We start from the raw sequence: 13,640 nt of genomic DNA, 5'->3' as shown, positions 1-13,640 counted from the left end.
CCCCCTAGCGTGGAGCGGTGCACTGCCCGTTCTGCCAGTTCGCGGACTCGCGCGTCGTCGACTCCCGGACCTCGGACGACGGCCAGTCGATCCGCCGGCGCCGCCAGTGCCCCAGCTGCGGGCGCCGCTTCTCGACGGCGGAGACCGCCAGCCTGACCGTGCTCAAGCGCTCCGGCGTCGCCGAGCCGTTCAGCCGCGACAAGGTGATCACCGGCGTGCGCAAGGCGTGCCAGGGGCGTCCCGTCACCGCCGACCAGCTGGCCCGGCTCGCGCAGCAGGTGGAGGAGTCGGTGCGCACCGCGGGGCGCGCCGAGGTGGACGCGCACGACGTCGGCGTGGCCGTGCTCGCCCCGCTGCGCGAGCTCGACGAGGTGGCCTACCTGCGCTACGCGTCGGTCTACCAGGCGTTCGACTCCCTGGAGGACTTCGAGGCCGCCATCGCGCTGCTGCGCGCCGAGCACGCGGTGCACGCGGTGTCCGACGAGCAGGCGCCCTCCCGGTGAGCTGGGACCGGCACTCCTACGGGGACCCCGACGCCGCCCACACGGTCGTGGAGCACGGCGACTTCGAGTGCCCGTTCTGCGCGGCGGCCGCGCCGGTGCTGAAGGCGCTGGTCGACTCCTCCGGCGGCGCCGTGCGACTGGTCTTCCGGCACTTCCCGCTGTTCACCAAGCACCCGTTCGCGCTGACCGCGGCGCTGGCCTCGGAGGCGGCGGCCGAGCAGGGGCGGTTCTGGGACCTGCACGAGCTGCTGTTCCGCCACCAGGCGGACCTGTCCGACCCGCAGCTGGCGGCCCTCGCCGAGCGCGCCGGCCTCGACGAGCCCGCCGCGGTGGTGGGGGAGCGCGTCCAGCGCTTCCGGCCCGCGGTGGAGGCCGACTACGCAGACGGCGGAGCGGCCGGTGTCAGGGGCACGCCGACGCTGTTCGTCGACGGCCGCCTGTACACCGGCCGCGTGGAGGAGGGCGCGCTGCGGCGCGAGCTGGGCCTGCCCCGCCGCTGAGCTAGCCCTGCTGGACGAGCGACCCGAAGAAGTCCCGCACGTCCCGCACGTAGGTGTCGGGCACCTCCAGCGGGGCGAAGTGCCCGCCGTCGTCGTGGACGCGGTACTGCTGGAGGTTGAAGTACGCCTCGGTGAAGGTGCGCGGCGGCTTGTAGATCTCCCCGGGGTAGATGCTCACCGCGGTGGGGGCGCCGACCACGGGGAACCTGTCGTGGGAGGGCTTCCACGGGTTGCCGCGGCACTCCCAGTAGTAGCGCGAGGACGTGCCGCCCGTGTTGGTGAGGAAGTACACCGCGGCCGTGGTGACGAGGTCCTCCTTGGGCCAGACCGCCTCGAAGCGCTCGGTGCCCTCGCCGCGCTCGGCCAGGCCCCAGAAGTAGCGCTTCTCGGTGATCCAGGCGAGCTGCCCTGCGGGGGAGTCGGCGAAGAGCGCGGCCAGCGTCTGCGGCTTGGTGAGCTGGATCTCGCCGTAGCCCGACTCGTGCTGGACGAACAGCTTCCCGCGCTCGAACCAGCCCTCCTCGCCCTCGCCGTACTCGCTGGCGGCGGGCAGGCCGAGCAGCGGGTCGTACTGCACCGACGCGGGGGCGTCGGGGTGCTCGGGCAGGTAGTGGCTCATCTGGGCGGGGAAGTGCGTGTAGACGCCGATGAGGTCGTCCTCGTACTTGTGGCCGTGCTGCTGGGCGACGAGCGCGCCCCAGTCACCGCCCGCCGTGGCGTACCGCTCGTACCCGAGGACCTCCTTCATGAGGGTGTTCTCGAGGTCGGCGGTGCGCCACCAGTTCCAGCCGGTGTCCGTCAGCGGCGAGGAGAAGCCGTACCCGGGCAGGGAGATGAGGACGACGTCGAAGCTGAGGGAGTCGTCCAGCCCGTGCGCTGCCGGGTCGGTCAGCGGACCGATGACCTTGCGGACGTCCCAGAAGGTCCAGGGCCAGCCGTGGTGCAGCAGCAGCGGCACCGACGGGTTCTTCCCCCTGCCCTTGACGTGCACGAAGTGCAGCGGCACGCCCATGAGGTCGACCTTGAACTGCGGCAGCTGGTTCATGCGGCGCTCGACGTCGCGCCAGTCGTACTCGTCCAGCCAGTACCGCACCAGCTCGCGGTGGTAGGAGGTGTTGTAGCCGTAGCGCCAGTCGTCGTTGCCGAAGTCCTGGGGGAAGCGGGTGCGCTCGAGGCGCTCGCGCAGGTCGGCGAGGTCGGCGTCGGGGATGTGGACCTGGAAGGGCTGCACGTCGTACCCCACGGTCAGGCCTCCTTCTTGTCGTCGGCGAGCCGGGTCACGACCTCGCGGACCAGCGGCCACACCTTGGCCACCGACGTGTGCTTCACGGCTTCGTTGGGGGAGTGCAGGTCGCGCAGCTCGGTGCCGATGGAGATGACGTCCAGGCCCGGCACGGCGCGGCTGAACATGCCCAGCTCGAGGCTGCACTGGCTGACGTGCACGTCGGGCTCTGAGCCGATGACGTCGGTGTACGCGGCGCGCGCGGTCGCCAGCAGCGGGGAGTCGGGGCGGTAGGGGAACTCCGGCGCGTCCAGCCCGTACTCCTGGACGGTCACGCCGCCGCCGGCGAGCGACGCCAGGTTGCGCACCCGGTCCAGCACCTCGTGCTTGCGGGAGGTCAGCGCCGAGGTGATCGTCGACATCAGCCGCGCACCGTCGTCCGTGGTGCGGATGGTCCCGAGGTTGTTGGAGGTCTCCACCACGCCGGGCACGTCGAGGTTCCAGCTGATGACACCGTTGGGCACCAGCGTCGTCAGGCGCGCCAGGCGCTCGCCGGCGGCCTTCGAGAAGACCTGTCCGGGCACCGCACCGGCGTCGGCGAGCTCGAGCCGCAGCTTCGGCTCGGCGGTCGCGTACTCGCGCTGGAACGTGGCCTGGAGGTCGGAGACGGCCTCGCGGACGGCCTTCTCGTCCTCGGGACGCAGTGCGAGCACCACGTCGGCGTCGGCGGGGATGGCGTTGTTCTGCGCACCGCCGTGGGGGGAGGCGAGGCGGACGTCGGCGACCTCACCGAGCGCCACCAGGGCCCGGGCCAGCAGCAGCACGGCGTTGGCGCGCTCGAGGTGGATGTCGAACTCGCAGTGCCCGCCCATGAGGCCGCGCACCAGCAGGCGGAGAGCGCTCGTGTGCGAGGCGGGGACGGTCTCGAGCTCACCGGGCACGTCCACCGTGAAGGTCACGTCGCCGGAGCAGCCGGCGAGGATCTCGGTGTCGGTGATCCAGTTGAAGTCGATCATCCGAGAGCCGGTGAGGCGGGACGTGTCGAACTTCGAGGAGCCGACCTTGCCCTTCTCCTCCATGGCGGTGAGCACCACCTCCAGCGGCGGGTGCGGCAGCTCGGTGGAGTCGAGCAGGGCGAGGATGTAGGAGACCCCGATGCCGTTGTCGGCGCCGAGGGAGGTGCCGTCGGCGGTGATCTCGTCGCCCACCACCTTGATGGTGATCGGGTCGTTGACGAAGTCGATCTCCACGCCCTCGGCCTTCTCGCAGACCATGTCGAGGTGGCCGTGCAGCACCAGCGGGACGGCGTCCTCGCCGCCGTGCTGGCCGGGCTTGCGCACGAAGACGTTGTGCACCTCGTCGGAGGACGCCTCCAGGCCGCGCTCGCGGGCGAAGCCGACCACCCAGGCGGCGACGCGCTCCTCGTTGGTGGAGCCGCGGGGGATGGTGGTGAGGGTCTCGAAGAAGCGCAGGACCTCCTGCGGCTCCAGCTGGTCGAGCACGGTCATCGTGGCTCTCTTCCCTTCCTGGTGTTCTCAGCGCTGAGGGTGGTCGAGGTGGCGCGTCGTCACTTGACGACGGCGCCCTTGGCGCGGCTGGCGGTGAGGGCGACCGCCGCGATGACGACGGCTCCGTAGACGAGGCTGCGGGCCTGCGGCGTGACGCCGAGGGCGGTGGCGGCGATGGGCACGAGCGCCACCGTGAGGGCGCCGAAGACCACGCCGACGGGGTTGGTGCGGCCGCCGGTGATGGCGACGCCGCCGATGAGGGCGGCGGCGATGCCGGGGAGCAGCAGGTCGCTGCCGAGGCCGAAGGAGCTGGCGGCGCCGGCCTGGCTGATGATGCAGATGCCCGCGGCACCGGCCATGAGGCCGGAGAAGCTGAAGGCGGCCACCTTGAGCCAGCGGGTGCGCAGGCCGGAGAAGACGGCGGCGGTCTCGTTGAGCCCGACGGCGGTGAGGGCCTGGCCCAGCGACGTCCGGCGCAGGACGAGCCAGAACAGCACCGCCACGACCACGGCGAACCAGAACGCCACCGGCAGGCCGGCGAAGGCCTGGATGAACAGCCAGCTCACCACCTCGCCGTTGGACGAGGCGTAGACGGTGGTGTTGTCGGAGACCACCAGCGATGCGGCCTGCAGCACGCCCAGCGTGCCGAGGGTCAGGGCGAAGGAGGGCACCTGCGTGAAGGCCACGAGCAGGCCGTTGACCGCACCGATGAGCGCCATGACCACGAGCGTCAGCACGGGCGCGGCCACGGCCGTGGGGCCCAGCAGCTTGGCCAGCACCATCGCGCCCAGCACCGCCGAGGCCGCGTTCGACAGGTCGATCGAGCCGACGTGCAGCACCGCGGCCTGGCCGAGCGCCACCAGGAGGATGGCGGTGGCCTGCGTGGTGAGGTTGATCGGCCCGACGCCGGACAGGATGGCCGGCTGCAGGGCGGCCGTGATGCCGAAGAGGACGACGAAGACGGCCGCCGGGCCGAGCGTCTGCCACAGGCCGGGCGGCAGGCCCCGCCTGACCTCGGGGGGTGCCTCGGCAGCGGCGGCGGGTGGCTGGGGAGCGGACGTGGACACCTGTGTCGACACGGTCACACCATCTTCTCGAGCAGGTCCAGGGCGGTCGGGGTCTCGACGGAGGTGTCGAAGCGGGCGGTGACCTCGCCGTCACGCATGACGATGATCTCGTCCCCCAGCTCCAGGGCCTCCTCGAGGGTGTCGGGCAGCAGCACCACGGCGGCGCCCCGCGCGCACGCGGCGCGGATCTGGGCGTTGACCGTCTCGCTGGCGCCCGGGTCGAGCCCGCGCAGCGGGTGGTCGAGCACCAGCACCTTGAGGTCTGGCGACGTCAGCCACTTGGCCAGCACCACCTTCTGCTGGTTGCCGCCGGAGAACCGCTCCAGCGCCAGCTCGGGCTGGCGGGGCCGCACGTCGAGGTTCTCGAACCAGGTCTCGGCGATCTTCTTCCGCGCCTTCGGCCTGAGCAGCGGCCCGGAGCGGGACGCGCCGGGGTGGGTGAGCACGAGGTTCTCGGCGGCCGTGAGCCCGCCGACCATGCCCTCGACCCGGCGCTCGGAGGGGATGTAGGCCACCCCGGCGCGCACGGCCGAGGCGACGCCCCACGAGCCGACGTCCTTGCCGGCCACCCGCAGGGTCCCGGTGCTGAAGGGCTCGGCGCCGAACACGGCCCGGACCACCTCCTCGCGCCCGGAGCCGTTGGTGCCGACGACGGCGGTGATGCTCCCGGCGGGCACGGAGAAGCTGACGTCGCGGAAGGCGTGACCGCGGGTCAGCCCCTCCACCTGGAGCACGGGCGCGGCCGCGGTCTCGCGGGCGCGCCGCTCGTGCGGCGCCCGGCGGGACTCGCGGCCCACCATGAGGCGGAACAGCTCGTCCTCGGTGACCTCCGAGGTCCTCCGGTCTCCGACGACCTCGCCGTGGCGCATGACGACCACGCGGTCGCAGATGCGCATGACCTCGTCGAGGCGGTGGGAGACGAAGACGACCGACCCGATGTCGCGCAGCGAGCGGATCTCACGCTCCAGCACGGCGGTCTCGTCGCGCTCCAGCAGGGAGGTCGGCTCGTCGAGGATGAGCACCGGCGAGGCGTGCGCGCCGGTGTCGACCTGCAGCGCGCGGGCGATCTCCACCATCTGCCGGTCGACGAAGGACAGGTCGCCCACGGTGGTGCGCGGGTCGATGTCGACCCCGATGCGGGCGAGCACCTCCTTGGCCACGCGGTTGAGCTGGCCCCACCGGTAGACGCCGAAGCGGGTGGCGGCCTTGGCGCGCGAGCCCGACGTCATGGCGATGTTCTCCGCCACCGACAGGTTGGTGAGCAGCGACTGCTCCTGGTGGACGATGCCCACGCCGGCGCGGGCGGCGTCCTCGGGGGAGCGCAGGCGGACCTGCTTCCCGTTGACCTCCAGGGTGCCGCTGTCGGGCTCGTGGACGCCCGAGAGCACCTTGAGCAGGGTCGACTTGCCGGCGCCGTTCTCGCCGATGAGGCCGAGCACCTCCCCGCGGCCGAGGCTGAGGGTGACGCCCTTGAGCGCGTGGACGGGCCCGAAGCTCTTGGTGACCCCCTTGAGCGCGAGCGCCGGTGCGGCCTGGACCGACACGCCGGGCTGGGACGACGGGGGAGTGGGGGCGGACACGCGGACGACCTCCGGGGCGCTCATCACTTCACCACCCTCAGGCGGCTCCGGTGCGGCCACGCGGCGGCGACGATCGCCCCGATGAGCACGGCGCCGGACACGGCGGACTGGATGCTGGGGCTGACCCCCGAGAGGATCAGGCCGTTGTTGAGGACGGTGAGCAGCAGCACGCCCAGCGCCGTGCGGGCCACGCCGCCGCGGCCCCCGCCGAGCGAGGTGCCGCCGATGACGACCGCCGCGATGGTGAGGAACAGCGTCCCGGCGCCGAGGGTCACGGAGCCGGCCCCCAGCTGGAGGGAGGCCAGGACGCCGGCCAGGGCGCTGCAGCCACCGGCGATCATGAAGACCGCGATCTTCGTGCGCGCGGAGCGGACCCCGTTGTCGCGGGCGATGCGCTCGTCGGCACCGAGGGCGTAGGCCGAGCGGCCGAGCCGGGTGTACCTGCCGACCAGCAGCCCCAGCACCAGCACCGCCAGCGCGAGCCAGAAGGAGTGCGGCAGGCCCAGGAGCTGGCGGCTGGCCCAGTTGGCGGTGGAGGGGTCGGTGAAGTTCGGAATGCCGTCGGTGCCGTACAGCAGCGTCGCCACGCCGAGCCCGATGTACCAGACGCCGAGCGAAGCGATGAAGGTCGGCACCCGCAGGCGGGTGTGGATGAGCGCGGTGAGCAGGCCGATCACCAGGCCCACGGCGAGCGCCGCGACGAGGGCGAGCGCACCGTGCGACTCCCCGCCGCGGCTGTTGGCGCTCAGCAGCACGAACGTCATGCCGGCCGCCCCCATGACACCCTCGACCGAGAGGTCGATGCTGCCCATGAGGATCACCAGGGTGGCGCCGACACCGACGATGAGCGGCAGGGCCGCCTGGTCGAGGACTGTGCGCAGGTTGGTGGCCGTGGCGAAGGTGCCGGGGTTCAGCAGCGTGAACACCACGAGCAGGACGAGCAGGGCGAGGACCTCGCCGGAGCTGCGCAGCCAGCCGTGGCCCTGCCGCGCGCGGTCCGCGCGCGGCAGGGGCTGGCGGCCCGGGCTCCGAGGAGCCGTCAGGACGTCGGTCACGGTGGTCAGCCGGTCACTCGGAGGGCATCTTCACCGGGCCGGCGCCGACGACCGGCACGGGCTCGGCGTCGAACGGTCCGGAGGCGATGAGGTCCTTGACCCAGCCGTCCACGTCGGCGTCGTACTTGGTGTAGTCGGCGAGGTTCGACGGGGTCACGCAGCCGATCTTGAAGATGCCCTGGCGCTGCTCGGGAGTCATCTTCGCCACGTCGAGCTTGCCGGTGGCGGCCTCGTAGGCGGTGAGCAGGCCGATCGCCGAGGCCATGTAGCCGCGGTGGAAGGTCTCGGCGGTGATGGTGCTGCCGGGCTTCTGCATCAGCTCGATGGTGGGCGGGTAGAGGCCCTCGCCGGCGAACTTCACGGAGGAGGTGGTGCCGGCGTTGTCGAAGGCCTGGATGGCGCCGAGCATCATCGCGTCGTCAGCGGTCCAGACGCCGTTGATCTGGTCGCCGTACTTGGCGATCATGCCCTGGGCCTCCTTGAAGCCCACCTGCTGGTCCCAGTTGGCCGGGCGCTCCTCGAGGATCTTGATGTCGGGGTAGGCCTTGAGGGCCTCCTTGAGGCCGGCCACGCGCTGCTGGCTGATGGTGGAGTCGAGCACGCCGGGGAAGACGACGATGTTGCCCTTGCCGCCCATCGACTCGGCGAGGTTCTTGCCGGTGCACTCGCCGGCGTCCACGCCGGAGTGCAGCTGGAAGGCCACGAAGTTGTCGCCGACCTGCTCGGGGGTGAAGTCGTCGGGCTTGTTCCACCAGATGACGCCGTAGCCGCCGGCCTGCTTCACCGAGTTGATGATCGGCACGGCGTCGGCGCTGGCGACCGTGTTGGAGACCAGGGCGACCTTCTTGCCCTCGGCGAGGATCGCCTGGATCTGGGAGATCTCCTGCTGCGAGGAGCCGCCGGAGTCGACGACCTTGAGCGGCACGCCGAGCTGCTTGGACAGCGACTTCGCGCCCTCGATCATCGAGGCCATGTAGGGGTTGGTCGTGTTGATGACCGACAAGACCAGCACCAGGTCGTCCTTGGCCACGGTCTGCTGCCCGCCACCGCTGGCGGCCTGCGTGGTGGTGCCGCAGCCGGCGGTGAGCAGGGCGAGGGAGGACAGGCCGGCGGCGACGGCGAGGCGCCAGCGGGAGGTCGAGCGCATGCGGGATCAGCTCCTCATCGAGCGGTTGTCGAGCGGTTGTCGAGCAGGGGGCGTGCTTCAGCGTCGAAGTGCGCGTCGGTGGTCGCTCCTGGCCCCCATCGCCGGAGGCATATCCATTCAGGGTGCGAATCGACTTGCAGGGGAGTCTCGTGCGGCGGTGACGCACCTGTCAAGAGGTGCGTCGAGGCGCGCGTGCGACGCCGCGCCGGAGTCTCAGATCGAGACGCCCGGCGGCCGGTGCGGGCTACCGCCGGGGCGCTGAGGCGGCGAGGAGCTGGGCGGTCTCGGTGTCGGTCACGAGCACGTTGACCCATCCGCCCACGAGGGCGGCGCGGATGGCGGGGGCCTTGCCCGCACCGCCGGCCACGCCCACGCGTCGGGGCGTGCGGCGCAGCTGCTCGGCCGTCGCGCCGATGACCAGGTCGTCCAGGGGGGTCTGCAGCAGCTGGCCCTCGGCGTCCAGGAAGTGCAGGCAGACCTGGCCCACGGCGCCCAGGCTGCGGGCGAGCGCGAACTGCTCGGCGCTGAAGAAGTTGTCGCCGCCCAGCGGGGGTGCGACGTCGGCGGGGCCGGTGCCGACCAGGACGACGTCCATGGCGTCCATCGCCGCCAGGGTGGTGCGCGCGTGCCCGTCCTGGCCCAGCAGCACCTCGCGCAGGTGCGGGTCGGAGACCACGCCGGGTGCCCGCAGGTACAGCGGCTCGGCACCCAGGAGCTGGGCGAGCCGCTCGGTGCTCTGCGCCGCGGCGTGCTGGAGGGTGGGGGCGCCCAGGTCTCCGAGGGTCTCGACCACCACGTCCGCGGACGAGGTCTGCGGGACCATCGCGTCGACGCAGTGCCGCAGCGTGCGGCTCCACGAGGTGTACCCCAGGGTGCCCCCGCGCAGCGGGCTCCCGGCGAAGACGGCCGCGGCGGCCTGGCCCAGGTCGCGGACCAGCTCCTCCTCGTCGTCCGCGACGACGTCGACGACGTGCACCTCGGCGAGGTCGTAGCCGACCTCGAGCGCGTCCTCGAGGTCGCTGTGCAGGCCCGGAGGGACCACCACCACGGTGCGGACCACGCCGGCCTCCTCGGCCTGGCTGAGCAGGCGGGAGACCCGCGACTGCGACAGGTTCAGCCGGGCCGCGATCTCCGCCTGGCGCAGGCCGCGCACGTGGTAGAGCCGCGCGACCTTGGTGACGAGGCGCTGCTGGCTGGGGTCCACGGCGGCCAACCCTAGGCGCCCCCGCTCTTGACAGCGCCGGGGTTCCCTCCCAGACTCCTGGTGAATCGTCATCCGGTAAGTGAATATTCATTCGCAGCCCCGACGGAGGGGCACGCAGGCGACGGTGCCGCGCTGGTGCGGCGCCCGACGACGAAGGAGACGTCCCGTGGTGCGATCAGGTGCCCGCAAGCGCAAGGCCCTCGTGGTGCTCGCCCCCCTCGCCGCCCTCGCCGTGGCGACGCTCAGCGCCTGCGGCGGCGCCTCCGCCGGCGCCGAGGGTGGTGGCAGCGCCACCAAGACGATCGGCGTCTCGGTGGCCGACCAGAAGTCGCTCTTCTACGTGGCGGCCGTGCAGGGCATGCAGGCCGAGGCCAAGGCCAAGGGCTACGAGCTCAAGGTCACCAGCGCCAACAACAACTCCACCCAGCAGGTCAGCCAGGTCAACGACCTGCTCACGCAGAACGTCGGCGCCCTGATCTTCATCTCGCAGGACTCCACGGCCGCCAGCGCCGGCGTGCGGGCCGCCAACCAGGCCGACGTCCCGCTCATCGCGGTGGACCAGAAGCCGGAGTCGGGCGACGGCGAGCTCGCCACCTACATCGCCACCGACTCGGTCAAGGCCGCCAAGCAGCTGTGCGAGTGGATGTTCCAGCAGATGGGCGGTTCGGGGAACATCGCCATCCTCCACGGCGTGCTGGGCTCCACCGCCGAGATCCAGCGCACCCAGGGCTGCCAGGAGGCGCTGAAGGAGAACCCGAACATCAAGGTGGTGGCCGAGCAGACCGCCAACTGGGACGAGACGCAGGCCTTCCAGGCCACGCAGAACATCCTCACCGCCAACCCTGACCTCAAGGCCGTCTTCGGCGAGTCCGACGCGATGGGCCTGGGCGCCGCCAAGGCCGCCAAGCAGGCCGGGCGCACCGACCTCATCTCCGTGGGCATCGACGGCTTCCCGACGATGTTCGACGGCATCTCCCAGGGCCTGACCCAGGCGACCATGGCGCAGCAGCCCTACAAGATGGGCCAGATCGCCGTCGACAACGCCATCGCCTACATCGAGGGCAAGGGCGACTCGGTGCCGAAGGAGCAGTACCAGGACACCGTGCTCATCACCAAGGACAACGTGGCGTCCGAGGACGTCACGACGTTCTACGGCCCGAACGCGAAGTCGCAGGGCTGACGTGGCGGCCTCGACGACGACGAGGACGTCCATGACCGCCGCCAGCGCTGCCTCGGACCGGCTCGAGGTCGTCGGGGCCGGCAGCTCGTCAGGCAGCTCGACAGGGCTGGTCTGCACCGGCCTGGTCAAGGAGTACGCCGGCGTCCGCGTGCTCAAGGGGGTCGACATCACCGTCGCCCCGGCCTCGGTGCTCGGCTTCATCGGAGAGAACGGCGCCGGGAAGTCGACCACCAGCTCGATCATCACCGGCGTCGTGAAGCCCGATGGCGGCTCGATGACGATCGACGGCGTCCCCTACGCCCCGTCCGGCCCCGCGGCGGCCCTGGAGCAGGGCGTGGCGCTCATCCACCAGGAGATCCGGCTGCTGTCGGAGCTGTCGGTGGCCGAGAACATCTTCCTGGGCCGCCTGCCCCTGGCCGGCGGGCGCCTGGCCCGCGGCCGCATGGAGTCCGAGGCCCGTGAGGCGCTCCAGGCGCTCGGGGTGGACCTCGACCCGCGCCGCCAGGTCCGCGGCCTGCCCATCGCGGTGCAGCAGGAGATCGAGATCGCCAAGGCGATCTCCCGCCGGCCCAAGTACGTCATCTTCGACGAGCCGTCGGCCTCCCTCGGCGAGAGCGAGACCGAGCGCGTGCTGGAGCAGATCGGCGTCCTGCGCGACGCCGGCGCCGGCGTCGTCTACATCTCCCACCGCCTCGAGGAGGTGCGGCGCACCGCCGACCAGGTGCTGTGCCTGCGCGACGGCCAGCGCGTGGCGTTCTGGGACACCGGCGACGTGCCCCAGCGAGAGCTGGTCAACGCCATGGTGGGCCGCGAGTTCACCTACCAGCACTCCGCCCCCGCCCCCGCCACCGACCGCGAGGTGCTGCGCGTGCGCGGCCTCGGCCGCCGCGGCGCCTTCGAGGGCGTCGACCTCGACGTGCGCGCCGGGGAGGTGCTCGGCCTCGCCGGGCTCGTCGGCGCCGGGCGGACCGAGGTGGTCCGCGCCGTCTGCGGCGTCGACAGGCCGGACTGCGGCACCGTCGTCGTCGACGGGAAGGAGCTGCGGCGCGGCGACGCCCGCGCCGCCATCCGCGCCGGCGTGGTCATGGTCCCCGAGGACCGCAAGGGCCAGGGCCTGAACCTCGACAGGACCGCGGCGGAGAACATCACGCTGCCGTGGGAGGCCTCGCTGGCCAAGGGCGGCGTCGTGTCTAAAAAGGTGGTCAAGGAGACCGCCGACAAGCTCAGCAAGGACCTCGACATCCGCGGCCGGCTGCACCTGCCCGTCGCCTCCATGTCGGGCGGCAACCAGCAGAAGGTGCTGCTCGGCAAGTGGCTGGTGAAGACGCCGCGGGTCTTCATCATCGACGAGCCCACGCGCGGCGTGGACGTCGGCGCCAAGATGGCGATCTACGAGATCATCCGCGGCCTGGCCGCCCAGGGCGTCGCCGTCGTCGTCGTCTCCTCCGAGCTGGAGGAGGTCCTGGGCCTGGCCCACCGCGTCATGGTCATGGGCGGCGGGCGCAGCCGCGGGGTGCTGACCCGCGAGGAGGCCACCCCGCAGGCCGTCATGGAGCTCGCCGTGCTCGGCACGGCCTCCGAGGGGTCCACCGGCTCCCTCACCACCTCCACCAGCGAGAAGACCACCCCGAAGACCACGGAAGGCCAGGACCGATGAGCGCTCCCGCTCCTGCACGACCGAACGCGGCGCCCCCGGCGCCGGCCAGCCCGAGCGCCAGGGACCGCGCGCTCGCCGTGTTCAGGTCCCTGCCCGGCCCCCTCGTGGGCCTGGTGGTGATCGTCATCGTGATGTCGGTCCTGTCGCCGTACTTCCTCACCTCGCGCAACCTGCTCAACATCGTCAGCGCGGTGTCGGCGATCGGCATCATGGCGGTGGGCGCGGCCCTGGTGATCATCATCGGCGGCATCGACCTGTCCGTCGGGTCGGTCCTGGCCATCACCGCCATGTTCAGCGCGTGGCTCTTCAAGGGCCACGGGATGCCCTTCGGCGCGGCGCTGGTGTGCGCGCTGCTGCTGGGCGCGGCGATCGGCCTGGTCAACGGCCTGCTGGCCACGAAGGGCAGGGTCCAGCCGTTCGTGGCGACGCTCGCCACGATGTCGGCGGCCGCCGGGCTCGCGCTCTACATCACGGACGGCAACCCCATCACCAGCTTCCCGAGCTGGTTCCTCGCCCTCACCGAGAACGTCCCCGGCACGCAGATCCCCGTCCAGGGCCTGATCATGGTGGCGGTCTACCTGGGGGCGGCGTTCTGGCTGCGCTACCGGCCCGACGGCCGCGCGCTGTACGCCATCGGCGGCAACGAGGAGGTCGCGCGCCTGTCCGGGCTGCGCGTCACCTCGCTGAAGATCCGCGTGTACGTCATCGCCGGCGTGCTCGCCGCGATCGCCGGCATGCTCACCACCTCCCGGCTCGACTCCGCTCAGCCCAGCGCCGGTTCGACCGACCTGCTCAACGTCATCGCCGTGGTGGTCATCGGCGGTGCCAGCCTGGCCGGAGGCTCCGGCACCATGCTGGGCACCTTCGTGGGCCTGCTCATCATCGGCACCCTCAACAACGGCATGTCGCTGCTCAACGTCTCGCCCAACCTGCAGCCGGTCGTCATCGGCGTGGTCATCATCGCCGCGGTCATGAGCGACCGCGGCGGCCGGGCTCGCCTGAGGGGCGGTCACTGAC

General features: G+C 71.9%; 12 protein-coding genes. 5 read left to right on the top strand and 7 right to left on the bottom strand.

All coding sequences use genetic code 11. The features are described from left to right. Nucleotides 1–17 precede the first annotated feature (17 nt). Nucleotides 18–503, top strand: a complete 486-nt coding sequence (gene nrdR / locus FMM08_RS18055) for a transcriptional regulator NrdR (protein ID WP_147927784.1) — start codon at nucleotides 18–20, stop codon at nucleotides 501–503. Then, nucleotides 500–1,003, top strand: coding sequence for a DsbA family protein (locus tag FMM08_RS18050; RefSeq protein WP_147927783.1), 504 nt, complete (start codon nucleotides 500–502; stop codon nucleotides 1,001–1,003). The genes nrdR and FMM08_RS18050 overlap by 4 nt, the downstream gene beginning before the upstream one ends. A gap of 1 nt (nucleotide 1,004) precedes the next feature. Here FMM08_RS18050 and FMM08_RS18045 read toward each other — a convergent pair whose 3' ends face one another. From FMM08_RS18045 to FMM08_RS18015, 7 genes are all read right to left on the bottom strand, one after another. Then, nucleotides 1,005–2,246 (bottom strand): epoxide hydrolase family protein, encoded by a 1,242-nt coding sequence (locus FMM08_RS18045; RefSeq protein ID WP_187279838.1) that lies wholly within the window; start codon nucleotides 2,244–2,246, stop codon nucleotides 1,005–1,007. A gap of 2 nt (nucleotides 2,247–2,248) precedes the next feature. Further along, nucleotides 2,249–3,733: a beta-Ala-His dipeptidase gene (gene pepD / locus FMM08_RS18040; protein ID WP_147927781.1), complete on the bottom strand. Its 1,485-nt coding sequence runs from the start codon at nucleotides 3,731–3,733 to the stop codon at nucleotides 2,249–2,251. A gap of 59 nt (nucleotides 3,734–3,792) precedes the next feature. Next, the gene (locus FMM08_RS18035) at nucleotides 3,793–4,812 is read right to left on the bottom strand and encodes an ABC transporter permease (protein WP_187279837.1); all 1,020 of its coding nucleotides are present in this window, start codon (nucleotides 4,810–4,812) and stop codon (nucleotides 3,793–3,795) included. A gap of 2 nt (nucleotides 4,813–4,814) precedes the next feature. Beyond that, entirely contained in the window at nucleotides 4,815–6,404 is a 1,590-nt protein-coding gene (locus tag FMM08_RS18030) for a sugar ABC transporter ATP-binding protein (protein ID WP_147927779.1), read from the bottom strand. Beyond that, complete coding sequence (locus tag FMM08_RS18025; protein WP_222710925.1) at nucleotides 6,404–7,435, bottom strand: ABC transporter permease; 1,032 nt, start codon at nucleotides 7,433–7,435, stop codon at nucleotides 6,404–6,406. The genes FMM08_RS18030 and FMM08_RS18025 overlap by 1 nt, the downstream gene beginning before the upstream one ends. Before the next feature lie 13 nt (nucleotides 7,436–7,448). After that, complete coding sequence (locus tag FMM08_RS18020; protein WP_147927778.1) at nucleotides 7,449–8,582, bottom strand: sugar ABC transporter substrate-binding protein; 1,134 nt, start codon at nucleotides 8,580–8,582, stop codon at nucleotides 7,449–7,451. Nucleotides 8,583–8,826: 244 nt separating this feature from the next. Then, on the bottom strand, nucleotides 8,827–9,786 hold the full coding sequence (locus tag FMM08_RS18015; RefSeq protein ID WP_187279836.1) for a sugar-binding transcriptional regulator: 960 nt from the start codon (nucleotides 9,784–9,786) through the stop codon (nucleotides 8,827–8,829). 166 nt (nucleotides 9,787–9,952) lie between these two features. Between FMM08_RS18015 and FMM08_RS18010 the strand changes: the two genes are divergently transcribed. Genes FMM08_RS18010 through FMM08_RS18000 form a run of 3 tightly spaced genes read left to right on the top strand, consistent with a single transcriptional unit; the run spans nucleotide 9,953 to nucleotide 13,639 of the window. Continuing rightward, entirely contained in the window at nucleotides 9,953–10,966 is a 1,014-nt protein-coding gene (locus FMM08_RS18010) for a substrate-binding domain-containing protein (protein ID WP_222710924.1), read from the top strand. A 31-nt stretch (nucleotides 10,967–10,997) separates the two neighbouring features. Beyond that, a complete protein-coding gene (locus FMM08_RS18005; protein ID WP_147927776.1) occupies nucleotides 10,998–12,623 on the top strand; it encodes a sugar ABC transporter ATP-binding protein in 1,626 nt (541 codons plus the stop codon). Next, a complete protein-coding gene (locus FMM08_RS18000) occupies nucleotides 12,620–13,639 on the top strand; it encodes an ABC transporter permease (protein WP_147927775.1) in 1,020 nt (339 codons plus the stop codon). The genes FMM08_RS18005 and FMM08_RS18000 overlap by 4 nt, the downstream gene beginning before the upstream one ends. The last annotated feature ends 1 nt before the right edge of the window (nucleotide 13,640 follow it).

The sequence above is a fragment of the Quadrisphaera setariae genome (genome assembly GCF_008041935.1).
Classification (GTDB): Bacteria; Actinomycetota; Actinomycetes; order Actinomycetales; family Quadrisphaeraceae; genus Quadrisphaera; species Quadrisphaera setariae.
The sequence above is the reverse complement of the archived record's forward strand: the minus strand, read 5'-3'. Positions and strand labels throughout refer to the sequence as shown.